10 protein-coding genes are annotated in these 11,822 nt (G+C 72.2%); 4 read left to right on the forward strand and 6 right to left on the reverse strand.

What is annotated here, in order from left to right:
- Positions 1-580: S1 family peptidase (locus tag D7Y13_RS29585; RefSeq protein WP_147452518.1), on the reverse strand; the 580-nt coding region annotated here is incomplete at its 3' end.
- Between the two features lie 180 nt (positions 581-760).
- Here D7Y13_RS29585 and uvrA point away from each other — a divergent pair.
- The 3 genes from uvrA to D7Y13_RS29600 all read left to right on the forward strand — a co-directional run bounded on the left by uvrA (position 761) and on the right by D7Y13_RS29600 (position 7,963).
- Positions 761-6,064, forward strand: a complete 5,304-nt coding sequence (gene uvrA / locus D7Y13_RS29590; RefSeq protein ID WP_120585605.1) for an excinuclease ABC subunit UvrA — start codon at positions 761-763, stop codon at positions 6,062-6,064.
- 34 nt (positions 6,065-6,098) lie between these two features.
- A complete protein-coding gene (locus D7Y13_RS29595) occupies positions 6,099-6,665 on the forward strand; it encodes a glutathione peroxidase (protein WP_199732944.1) in 567 nt (188 codons plus the stop codon).
- A 152-nt stretch (positions 6,666-6,817) separates the two neighbouring features.
- Positions 6,818-7,963, forward strand: a complete 1,146-nt coding sequence (locus tag D7Y13_RS29600; protein ID WP_120585604.1) for a chemotaxis protein — start codon at positions 6,818-6,820, stop codon at positions 7,961-7,963.
- Positions 7,964-7,977: 14 nt separating this feature from the next.
- On the opposite strand, the gene D7Y13_RS29605 is transcribed toward D7Y13_RS29600, so the two are convergent.
- The 5 genes from D7Y13_RS29605 to D7Y13_RS29625 all read right to left on the reverse strand — a co-directional run bounded on the left by D7Y13_RS29605 (position 7,978) and on the right by D7Y13_RS29625 (position 10,937).
- Positions 7,978-8,562 carry a DUF4136 domain-containing protein gene (locus D7Y13_RS29605; protein ID WP_120537068.1) on the reverse strand — a complete coding sequence of 195 codons (585 nt, stop codon included), beginning with the start codon at positions 8,560-8,562 and terminating at the stop codon, positions 7,978-7,980.
- Positions 8,563-8,691: 129 nt separating this feature from the next.
- On the reverse strand, positions 8,692-9,189 hold the full coding sequence (locus tag D7Y13_RS29610; RefSeq protein ID WP_233595921.1) for a hypothetical protein: 498 nt from the start codon (positions 9,187-9,189) through the stop codon (positions 8,692-8,694).
- On the reverse strand, positions 9,186-9,710 hold the full coding sequence (locus tag D7Y13_RS29615) for a zf-HC2 domain-containing protein (protein WP_120585606.1): 525 nt from the start codon (positions 9,708-9,710) through the stop codon (positions 9,186-9,188). Before D7Y13_RS29615 ends, D7Y13_RS29610 begins: the two co-directional genes overlap by 4 nt.
- Complete coding sequence (locus D7Y13_RS29620; protein ID WP_120585603.1) at positions 9,710-10,333, reverse strand: RNA polymerase sigma factor; 624 nt, start codon at positions 10,331-10,333, stop codon at positions 9,710-9,712. Before D7Y13_RS29620 ends, D7Y13_RS29615 begins: the two co-directional genes overlap by 1 nt.
- 127 nt (positions 10,334-10,460) lie before the next feature.
- Positions 10,461-10,937, reverse strand: a complete 477-nt coding sequence (locus tag D7Y13_RS29625; RefSeq protein WP_120585602.1) for a peroxiredoxin — start codon at positions 10,935-10,937, stop codon at positions 10,461-10,463.
- Between the two features lie 121 nt (positions 10,938-11,058).
- On the opposite strand from D7Y13_RS29625, the gene D7Y13_RS29630 reads away from it, so the two are divergent.
- Positions 11,059-11,822: YcaO-like family protein (locus D7Y13_RS29630; RefSeq protein WP_244222387.1), on the forward strand; the 764-nt coding region annotated here is incomplete at its 3' end.

Consider the following 11,822-nt stretch of genomic DNA (forward strand, 5'->3'; position numbering starts at 1 on the left):
GGCCCGGGGTCGCGAGCAGGGGCGCGATGTAGCGCGTCGGGATGACGAGCCCCAGCGCGCGGCCGTTGGCGAGCGCGGCGGTGGCGAGGCCCACCACGTGTCCCCGCGTGTCCAGCACCGGGGCGCCCGACGCGTCCTCGGGCAGGGTGCGCGACAGCTCCAGCAGGGTGAGCCAGTCCCCCAGCACCTGCACCGCGCGGACCTCCAGGGCGCGGGCTTCCGGCGGGCGGCCGGGGCGGGCGTGCAGCACGTGGAGCGCTTCGCCCTCGATAGGCAGCGTGGCGGGGCCCAGCGAGAGGGCGGGCACCAGGTCCGGCACCGACAGGCGCAGGAGGGCCAGGTCGCGCCGCTCGTCCACGGCGGCCACCTGCACCACCTGGGTGCGCAGGCCGTCGGGCAGCACGGCGGTGATGGCGCGCGCGCTCGCCACCGCGTGCAGGCTGGTGACGACGTGGCCTTCGGTGGAGAGGACGAACCCCGTGGCGGTGTGGGCGCCCAGCTCCAGCAGCACCAGGGAGGCCCTCGCGCGGCTCAGGGCCTCCGCGGTCCGGGCATGGCGGGCCTGATCATCGTCGGACATCGCAACCCCCGCTTGTGAAGCCTGGGCCGGCATTCCCGTCGGGTGATGGCCGGGGAAGCAGCCCGGCCTTCGTTGTATCAGCCCGGCTGCCCCCCTCCCAACCCGCCCAGGCATCAGACGGTGTGTTCCTCGACGTTGTGATTGGCGCCGGAGTGTCGGCTCGTTAAACCTCCGGCCGGCATGCACAAGACCCACCTCGTTGGCGCTCGCACCCACAACCTGAAGGATCTCTCCGTCGACCTGGCGGAAGGAGAGTTCGTCTGCATCACCGGCGTGTCCGGCGGTGGCAAGTCGAGCCTCGCGCTGGACACCCTCTACGCGGAAGGCCAGCGCCGCTTCGTGGAGAGCTTCAGTCCGTATGCCCGGCAGTTCCTCGAGCGGCTGGAGCGGCCGCCCATGGAGGCCCTGGAGCCGGTGGCCGCGGGCGTGGCGGTGGACCGGCGCGCGCCGGTGAAGAGCTCCCGCTCCACGGTGGCGACGCTGGCGGACGTGGAGCCGTACCTGTCCGCGCTCTTCACCCGGGAAGCGATGCCGGTGTGCCCGGACTGTGGGCTGGAGGCGGTCCGCACCGACGCGCGCGTGGCCGCCCAGGCCGCCCTGCGCGAGCACCCGGACGCGACGGGTGTCTTCACCTTCCCCGTGCGCATCCCGGACACGGCCGCGTTCCTGGACGCGAGGGCCCGCCTGCTCAAGGACGGCTACCACCGGCTGATGGTGCAGGGTGAGGTGAAGGAGCTGGAGACGCTCAAACCGGGGGAGTCCACGGACCCCGCGGGCGTGGCGCAGGTGGTGGTGGACCGGGTGAAGCTGTCGGACGCGAACCTGTCGCGCGTCACCCAGGCGCTGGAGGATGCGTGGGCGCGCGCGGAGGGCGAAGCGCTGCTGCACCTGCCGGAGTCCGCGCCGAAGCGGCTGCGCCGGGGGCTGGTGTGTCCGAAGTGCGCGCGCGAGTTCGAGCCTGCGCGGCCGGGCCTGTTCAGCTACCAGAGCCCGGTGGGCGCGTGCGCGCCGTGTCGCGGGTTCGGACGCACCATCGGCATCGACTGGGGGAAGGTGATCCCCAACCCGTCGCTGAGCCTGTCGGAGGGCGCCATCCGGCCTTGGTCCGGGCAGTCCACGAGCTGGGAGCGGGACATGCTCCAGCGCTGGTGCCGGCAGAAGAACATCCCGCGCGACAAGCCGTGGGAGAAGCTCACGGCCGCGCAGCGGGAGTCGGTGCTCGAAGGGTCGGGCGGCTACGACGAGGGCCGCGCGTATCCGGGCGTGCGCGCGTGGTTCAAGTGGATGGAGGGCCGCACGTACAAGATGCACGTGCGCGTGCTCCTGGCCCGCTATCGCGCGTACACGCTCTGCGACAGCTGTCACGGCGCTCGGCTCAACGAGCAGGCCCGCGCGTGGCGGGTGGGAGGGCTGGACCTGCCGGGCTGGCATGGGTTGGAGCTGACGGACGGCCTCGCGCGCCTGGAGGCGCTGAAGACGCTCACGGGGCAGGGGGACCTGGCGCGGCGCGAGCTCTCCGGCCGCCTGCGCTACCTGCAGCGCGTGGGCCTGGGCTACCTCACGTTGGATCGCCCCGCGCGCACGCTGTCGGGGGGAGAGGCGCAGCGCGTGTCGCTCACCGCGGCGCTGGGCACGTCGCTGACGGGCGCGCTCTTCGTGCTGGACGAGCCCACCGTGGGCCTGCACCCGGGGGACGTGCCGCCGCTCACGGAGGCCATCTCGGAGCTGGCGGACCGGGGCAACATCGCGCTGGTCATCGAGCATGATCCGCTGGTCATCCGCTCCGCGCACCGCGTGCTGGAGCTGGGGCCGGGCGCGGGACGCCAGGGCGGGACGCTGTGCTTCGACGGCACCCCCGAGGCCCTGGCGAAGCGCCAGGATCTGCCCACCGGAAGGATGCTGTCCGGCGGCACGGAGGCGCCGCGCACGCCGCGCACCCGCACGGGCGAGCTGGTCATCCGCGAGGCGCGCGAGCACAACCTGAAGGACGTGTCGGTGCGCGTGCCGCTGGGCGTGCTGTGCGCCATCACCGGCCCCAGCGGCTCCGGCAAGAGCACGCTGATGGACGAGGTGCTCTACCGGCACCTGGCGCGCGGCCTGGGCGTCAAGGACGTGGAGGCCCCCGGCGACGTGGCGGCGGTGGAGGGCGGGGCGCAGGTCGAGGACATCACCTTCGTGGACCAGTCCCCGCTGGGGCGCACGTCGCGCGGCAACGCGGCCACGTACACCAAGGCGTGGGACCGGCTGCGCGAGCGCTTCGCGTCGGAGCCCGAGGCGGAGGTGCGGGGCCTGACGTCCGCGCACTTCTCCTTCAACGTGGACAAGGGCCGCTGCGAGGCGTGCTCGGGCGAAGGCTACGAGACGGTGGAGATGCAGTTCCTCGCGGACGTGGCCCTCCTGTGCGCGGTGTGCCGGGGCCGGCGCTTCAAGGAGGAGGTGCTCGCCGTCCGGCACCACGGCTTCAGCGTGGCGCAGGTGCTGGAGATGACGCTGGATGAGGTGCTCCAGCACTTCGGCGACGACGCGGCGCTCAAGCGCACCCTGGGGCCGGCGCAGCGCCTGGGCCTGGGCTACCTGCCCCTGGGCCAGCCCCTGTCCACGCTGTCCGGTGGCGAGGCGCAGCGGCTGAAGCTGGCGCGCGCGCTGGCCAGCGACGCCAAGGGCACGCTGTTCCTCATCGACGAGCCGAGCGCCGGCCTCCACGCGGAGGACGTGCGCCACGTGATGGCGTCGCTGCACGCGCTGGTGGACCGGGGCGCGAGCGTGCTGGTGGTGGACCACGACGTGTCGGTGATGAAGGGCTCGGATTGGATCATCGACCTGGGGCCCAAGGGCGGTCGCGACGGCGGCCGGCTGGTGGCGGAGGGCACGCCCGAGGACGTGGCGAAGGTGAAGGGCAGCGCCACCGCCGCCGCGCTCCGGGGCGAGGGCAAGCCGCTGGCCCGCACGGTGAAGCTGCGCAAGCCGGGCAAGGAGGTGCCGCCCGCCATCGAGGTGGAGCATGCGCGCGAGCACAACCTCCAGGACGTGTCGTGCCGCATTCCCCTGGGGAAGATGACCGTGGTGACGGGGCCCAGCGGCTCCGGCAAGAGCTCGCTGGTGTTCGACGTGGTGTTCGCCGAAGGGCAGCGCCGCTTCCTGGAGACGCTGACGCCGTACGCTCGGCAGTTCCTGCCCACGCTGCCGCGTCCGGACGTGGAGCGGATCAGCAGCATCCCGCCCACCGTGGCGCTGGAGCAGCGCACGTCCCGCGCGGGCGCCACCAGCACCGTGGCCACCGTCACGGAGGTGGCCCACTACCTGCGCCTGATGTACGCGAAGATTGGCGAGCCGCACTGCCCCAACGACGACACGCCCATCGGCGCCACCACGCCGGCGGCGCTCTTCGCGCAGGTCACCGGGACGAAGGGTGACGGGCAGGTGCTGGCGCCCGCGGTGCGCGCTCGCAAGGGCACGTACCTGGATGTCTTCACGGCGGCGGCCCGCGCGGGCATCACGCAGGCCATCGTGGACGGGGAGCTTGCGTCCACGGACAACCCGCCCCGGCTGGCGAAGACGAAGGAACACGACATCGACCTCGTGATGTACGAGGGCCGGCTCGCGAAGCTGCCGCGCGAGGTGTTCGAGTCCTCGCTCAACTGGGGCAAGGGCGCCTTGAAGGTTCGCACGGGCAAGGCGGAGACGCTCCTGTCCAGCGAGCGCACCTGTCCGAAGTGCGGCACCGCCGTGCCGGAGTTGGATCCGCGCTGGTTCTCCTTCAACACCAAGCAGGGCCGCTGCGAGTCGTGTGAAGGCACCGGCGTGCAGGGCGGCGCGGCGGCGATGGCGGAGGGTGAGACGGCCCCGTGCAGGGCGTGCGGTGGCAGCCGGTTGGCGCCGGTGCCTCGCGCGGTGCGGCTGGAGGGGGCTCGCTACCACGAGGTGGTGCAGACCTCGGTGACGTCCACGCTCGCGCGCGTGCGCACCTGGAAGCTCAAGGGGGACCGGGCGCTCTTGGGCGAGACGGCGCGGCAGGAGATGCTGCGGCGGCTGGAGTTCCTGGAGCGCGTGGGTCTGGGCTACCTGTCCCTGGACCGCAACGCGGCCACGCTGTCCGGTGGCGAGATGCAGCGGCTGCGGCTGTCCGCGCAGTTGGGCGCGGGCCTCACCGGCGCGCTGTATGTGCTGGATGAGCCGACCATCGGCCTGCACCCGCGTGACACGCACCGGTTGCTCGACAACCTGCGCGCGCTGGTGGACACGGGCTCCACGGTGCTGGTGGTGGAGCATGACTCGGACACCATCCGCGCGGCGGATCACCTGCTCGACCTGGGCCCCACGGGCGGACGGGGCGGCGGCCACATCCTGGCCGAGGGCCCTCCGGACGTGGTGCTGGAGTCGGACTCTCCCACCGCGCTCGCGCTCCGGGCTTCCCAGGTGCGGCCACCTTCAGGGCGGGGCGAGCCCCAGGCGTGGGTGGAGCTGAAGGGCGCGCGCGCGAACAACCTCCAGCGCGTGGACCTGCGGCTGCCGGTGGGACGGCTCAACGTCGTCTCCGGCGTGTCGGGCTCCGGCAAGAGCACGCTCATCCGTCAGGTGCTGTTCCCGGCGCTGCGCGACCGGCTGGGACTCGTCACGTCGAAGCCCGGCGCGTTCGATTCACTCAAGGGCGTGGAGTCCATCAAGCGGGTGTTGTCGGTGGATCAGTCGCCCATCGGCCGCACGCCGCGCTCGGTGCCGGCCACGTTCCTGGGCATCTGGGACGAGCTGCGTCGCGTGTTCGCGGCCACGCCCGAGGCGAAGATTCGCGGCTTCGGGCCCGCGCGCTTCTCCTTCAACACCGCGAGCGGTGGTCGCTGCAAGGTGTGCGAAGGGCAGGGCGCCATCTCCCACGAGATGTCCTTCCTGCCGGACGTCGTCACGCCGTGCGAGGCCTGCAACGGGGCGCGCTTCGATGCCGCCACGCTGGAGGTGCGCTACCACGGCCTCACCGTGGGCGACGTGCTCCGCCTGTCCGCGGACGAAGCCAAGGATGTGTTCCGCTCGCTTCCCAAGGTGGCCGCGCCGCTGGTGTGTCTGGCGGACCTGGGCGTGGGCTACCTGCAGTTGGGCCAGGGCTCCAACACACTGTCCGGTGGCGAGGCGCAGCGCCTGAAGCTGGCCGCGGAGCTGACGGCCACCTCGCGTCACGAGCCCACGCTCTACGTCCTGGATGAGCCCACCACGGGCCTGCACCTGGGCGACGTGGAGAAGCTCATCACCTTCATGGGCCGGCTGGTGGACCGGGGCGACACGCTGGTGGTCATCGAGCACCACCCGTCGGTCATCGCGGCGGGCGACCACGTCGTGGAGCTGGGGCCGGAGGGCGGCGAGGGCGGCGGCCGCATCGTGGGCGAGGGCACGCCTCGCGACGTGGCGAAGCTCAAGACGCCCACGGGCCGGGTGCTGAAGACGGTTTTTTCCACTGAAGAACCCAAGGCCCGCGTGGCCTCGCGGGGACGGTGAAACCTTGAACTCCTTCCGGCATCCTGCGCACCGCATGCGAACCCCACTGCTGTTCACCGTCGCGACGGTGCTCTGTCTCTCCACGGCGGCTTCCGCCGCGGACCCGAAGCCGGAGAAGAAAGCCCCCATGTCCTTCCATCAGCTCTCCGCCAACCGGCTGGACGGCAAGCCCGAGAAGCTGTCGGACTTCCAGGGCAAGGTCGCCCTCGTCGTGAACACCGCGTCCGAGTGTGGCTACACGCCGCAGTACAAGGGCCTGGAGGCCCTCTACGCGGGCTACAAGGACAAGGGCGTCGTCGTCCTGGGCTTCCCCTCCAACGACTTCGGCGGGCAGGAGCCGGGCACGTCGCAGGAGATCGCGAAGTTCTGCGAGCTGCGCTTCAAGGTCACCTTCCCCATGTTCGAGAAGGTGAAGACGAAGGGCGAGGGCCAGTCCCCCGTCTACGCGTTCCTCGCGAAGGACCACGGCGAGCCCAAGTGGAACTTCCACAAGTACGTGGTGGGCAAGGACGGCCAGGTGAAGGCCGCCTTCCCCAGCAGCGTCACGCCTGACAGCCCGGAGCTGAAGGCCGCGCTCGACAAGGCGCTCGCGGAGAAGTGACGGTGTTTCCCGGTGCCGGGCCCGGTGCTTCCGGGGCCGCGCCGGGGTCGGGTTGAGCAGGCCGCGCCAGGTCGTCCGACTTCCGACGCGGGCGTCGTTCGTGGGGGCTGCTCGGCCGGGCGCGCGGACGTGCGCAGTTTAGGTCCCGGCCCATGACCCCGCGCTCTTCCTTCACCCGCTTCGTGACCGTGGTGCTGCTCGCGGCGCTCGTCGGCGGGTGTGCGTCGGTGGAGCCCCAGCGCTCGGAGCTGACGTCGCGCGTGGGCCGTTCAGACCTGTCCGTGGCGGCGCTGCGCACCCGCGTGCGCGACCTGGCCCGGCGCTTCTCTGGACTGCTGGAGGCCATGGCGGACGACCTCACCGCGCGCTCCGACTCCCCCAAGGTGGCCGGGGCCATGCTGCGCTTCAAGGCCAATGCCGTGCCCGCCGTGCAGAGCGCGCTCTTCCAGCCCGACCCCGTGGCCGCCGTCATCGATGCCTGGGCGCTGCTGGTGCAGATCCAGGACGCGCTGCCCCGCTACGCCCCGAACGCTCCGCCAGAGCTGGTGAAACACGCCGAAAAGTCGCTGGCGGACCTGGAAGCCGAACTTGAAGGCGTGTGGCGCGACGTCACCGGAGACGAGGACGTGTCGCGGGCGCGGGGCATCGTGCACGGGTGGGCCGCGGAGCATCCGCTGACCGGACCGCTCGTCACGCGCGAGTCCACCGCGCCGCTGCTGGCCTCCATCACCGAGGTCTCCGGTGGAGGCCTGCGCTCCACCGCGGCGGGGCTCGTCGAGGACACGCGCGATCTCACCGCGCGCGTGGACCTCTACGCGGGCAGCCTGCCCCGACAGGCACGCTGGCAGGCGGAGCTGGTCGTGGACGACGCGATGCGCTCGCCCATGCTCCAGTCCACGCTGGCGGACCTGGGCCGCACCGTGGACCTGCTGGAGCGCGTGGGCGCGGTGGCCGCGAACACGCCCGCGCTCATCGACCGTGAACGCAAGGCGGTGCTGGAGGCGCTGCACAACGAGCGCCTGGGCCTCCAGGGCTTCGTCACCGAGGAGCGACAGGCCGTGCTCGCGGACGTGGGCCGCGAACGCCAGGCGGTGGTGGATGCCCTGCATGCGGAACGCGTGGCCACGCTCCAGCAGTTGGATGGGCTGGCGCGCGGCTGGGTGGACCACGCGTTCGACCGGCTGAGGCCCCTGGTGGACCGGGTCTTCCTCTGGCTCGTGCTGCTGGTGGCGCTGGTGGGCGTGGGCGGGCTGTTGGGCGCGTGGGTGCTCACGCGCGCCCTGCGGCGGGCCCGCTGACGCGAAGGCCGTGCCTACTTCGGCTTCTCGGCCTTGGGCGGGAAGCGCTCCAGCATCTTCTCCACGCCCTCGTCGAGCTTCTTGCCGGTGGCCTGGGCGCTCGGGGTGTCGCCCAGGTCCGTCTGGGCCGTGCCGCGCCACACGAGCGCCTTGGCCTTCGTGTCCACCACGTCGAGGATGAGCGTGCCCACGTCGTACTGGCGCACGTAGGTCGCCCCCCCGCCGTACGGCCCGTAGTACGAGCCCCAGAACGGATCCCACGGATAGCCGTAGTAGTTGTCCACCGTGTCCGCGGACAGCCGCGTGTCGATGGCGCCCTGCCAGCCGATGAGGAAGTCCGGGTTCTCGCTCGCGTCCACCTTCCGGTAGCCACGCGACTGGAGGTCCTGGTTCACCGCCTCCTTCACGCGCGCGTCGACGATGGCGTTGTTGATGCGCGTGTCCTGGCTCTTCTGGGGCTGCTCCAGCCACGAATAGGTGCGGAAGTTGTCGATCCGCTCCACCGCGGCGGGGTCGTAGTTGGTGCCTACGTCGACGCCCGCGCAGGACGCGAGCCCCAGGCCCACCAGCACGGGAACGACACGGGACAGCAGACGCATGACGGCCTCCTCGGGGACGGGCATGCCCCGGGAGACGGGACACGGTCGGCTCCATGACAATGGGGTCGTCCCTGGAAGATGACCCGTTCAAGCCCGCCTGTCCGTCTCCGACGCCGGGGAGGGGCGTCTTCAGTCTCCGCGCGCTCCCTTGGCTTCCTTGCCCTTGAACCACTTCGCGCCCTCCGAGCGGGCCAGGACGACGGCCAGCCGCGCGCGCTTCTGCGGGGGCAGGTCCTTGGCGAGCGCCTGATACATCTCCCGCTCCAACGCGGCGATCTGCGCCCGCGCGTCGAAGACCTTCTGCGCCGCCGCATCCACCTGCCCCAGCGCCGCGCTGTCGCCCCGCGAGGCCAGGTGCAGCGTGCGAGCGGACTCCCGCACCTGCTCGCGCAGGGGCCGGCGTCGCTCGTCGAAGCGGCGCAGCGTCTCATCCATCTTCAGGGCCTGCGCGCTGTCCAGCTCCAGCGTGTCCGCCAGCTCCAGCACCTGACGCAGCCGCTGTCGCTGTTCGGCCTTCGCCATGCGGTCGGGGTCGCGCGCTCCCGGGCCCTTCGCGTCGGGCTGGGCCAGGGCCATCATCGGCAGCGCGAACACCAACGCCCAGGTCATCCGCTTCATCGTCTTCACAGTGCTTCTCCCGGGTCGTCGAAGTCGCCGTCCATCATGTCGTCGTCACCGTCCCAGCTGGCCGCCAACGCGTCCGCGTCCAGCGGATCCAACCCGGCCCACGCCTCGAACGCGGCCAGCGTCTCCGCGTCCAGGTCGTCGCTGGCCGCTCCCGCCACCTGCGCCGTCGTGCCCGCCCGGGGCGCCTTGAGTCGCTCCAGCGCGGAAGGGCCCAGCATCAGCGCCACCACCGCGGCGACGGCGGCGAGCGAACCCAGCGCCCGGCGTCCCATCCACCGGCGCGTCTGTTCCCGGCGCCACGCCGCCAGGGTCCGCGCGCCCAGGCCCTCCTGCGCTCGCGCCTCGATGGCCGTCGGGGGTGGCAGCGTCACCAGCCCCAGCACCTCCTGGGCGGACGCCACCTCCGCCTGACAGGCCGCGCAGGACTCCAGGTGGGAGCGGAAGCGCGTGGCCTCCTCTCCCTCCAGCGCCCCGGCGGCGTGGAGGCTCGCCTGCTCCTCGTATTCCACGCACGCACCCATCACGGCTTCTCCCCTGGTGTCCCGGCCACGTCGGCCTTCAAGCGTTTCACCGCGTGGTGGAACTGCACCTTCGCGTTGTTCTCGGTGATGCCCAGCGTCTGGGCGATGTCCTTGAACGGCAGTCCGCCGTCCACCCGCAGCGTCAGCACCTCGCGCTGGCGGCGGGGCAGGGCGAGCACCGCCTGACGCACCTGCTGGCCTCGCTGGGTGCGCTCCAGCGCCGCCTCCACGCTCTCCCCGTGTTCCCCCGCGACGTCGTCCGTCACCGTTTCCACCAGCACCGGCCGCCATCGGAAGCCCTGCCGCGCGTGGTTCTTCGCCAGGTTGAGCGCTACCCGCACCAGCCAGGCCCGGAAAGGCGCGGGCGTGGCCGGGCTGAAGCGCGCGAACACCCGGCGCGAGGCCTCCAGGGCCCGGAGGAACGCCTGCTGCGTCAGGTCCGCCGCGTCCTCCGCGCTCGTGGTGTAGCGGCGCACCAGCGCGAAGACGAGCCCCCGGTGCCGCTCGAAGAGCTGGCCGAACGCCGCCGCGTCCCCCGCCAGGAAGGCCCCGCACAGGGCCTCGTCCGTGGGGGCCCCCGCGCCCTGTCCAGGCCGCGCCAGTCCTAGGACCCGTCCGCTCACATGGCCTCCAACCCGCCACGGCACGGAAGGTTATTTTCCGGGGGATTTCGCCCCGAAATGCACCGGGCGTCCGGAATCCGGCACCGGCTCGGAGCAGGCGAGGAAGCGTGTTCCCCGGGCGCCAGCGTCAGGCGGAGGCGCTGGGGGCGCCGGGGGCGGGGTGCGTCTGGAGGTACTTCAGCACGTCGTCCAGGTGCCGGTAGACGCGCACCTCATGCTGGATGACGTGTTCGACGGTGCCGTCCGTGCCGATGATGAAGGTGACGCGCCGGTCCACGTTGAGCAGGGGCCACAGCACGCCCCAGGAGCGGCTGATCCGCCGCTCATCGTCTCCCAGGAGGGCGAAGTGGATGCCCTCCTGTTCGGCGAAGTCGCACTGGGTGGTGAGGGTGTCCACGGAGACGCCGACCAGCTCCGCGCCCAGCTCGCGGATCCGCTCGTGGTTGTCCCGGAACGCCCGGTTCTCGATGGTGCACCCCACCGTGAAGGCGCGGGGGAAGAAGAAGAGCACCACCCGCCGGCCGCGCAGCCCCGACAGTCGCACCTCCTGACCGTGGCAGTCGGTCGCGACGAAGTCTGGCGCGAGGTCTCCGACAGAAATCATGCGGTGCGTGCTCCTCCCGGGGCAGCGGGGTCCGTCTTCCCCTACCACGTTTTCCCCGCCATCCCACGCCGCGCCGCGCCGGTCGCCCGGTCCGTCGGGAATCTGGCTAAGGTCTTCCATCGTGTTGCCTGCCAGGAACGAACTCGACGACCCCGCCTTCCGCACCGCGCTCGCCACCGCCCTGGGGGTGACGCGGGTGGCGCGCGTCACCGGCCTGGACCGCACCGGCGTGGAGGTGGCCTGCGCCGTGCGCCCCGGAGGCCATGTGCTCCAGGTCTGCAACGGCAAGGGCCTCACCTTCGAGGACGCCGCCCGGGGCGCGCTCCTGGAGACCGCGGAGCTGTGGGCCGCGGAGACGGTGCGGCCGGAGCGGCTGCGCTGGGGCACCCGCGCGGAGCTTGAACGGGCGGGCGCCCCCGTCTGGGGCGTGGAGTCCCTGGGGTCGGCGGGACAGGTGGCGGTGCCCAGGCTCGCCGGGCCGGACGTGCGGCTGGCGTGGTGCGAGGCACAGGACCCGCGCAGCGGCCAGTCCATCTGGGTGCCGGCGCAGGGGGTGTACTGCCCGCCATCGGGGACGGTGGAGCTGGGGCCGGTGTCGGTGGGCTGGACGACGAATGGCTCCGGCGCGCATCCGGACGCCGAGCGCGCCCTGCTGCACGCCCTGCTGGAGGCCACCGAGCGCGACCAGCTTTCGCGTGCGCTGCCCGAAGGGTGGACGGAGGCCGGCGTGGTGAAGCGCATGGTGCGCCCGGACAGCCTGCGGGACGCAGCGCCGCGCACGGCCGCGCTGTGGGAAGCGCTGCACGCGCGCGGCTTCCACGCCTACCTCTTCGATGTGACGCCCGCGCCCCGGGGGCGTCACATCGAAGAGGTAGGCGTGGAAGC

This window comes from Corallococcus praedator (genome assembly GCF_003612125.1).
Lineage (GTDB): Bacteria > Myxococcota > Myxococcia > Myxococcales > Myxococcaceae > Corallococcus > Corallococcus praedator.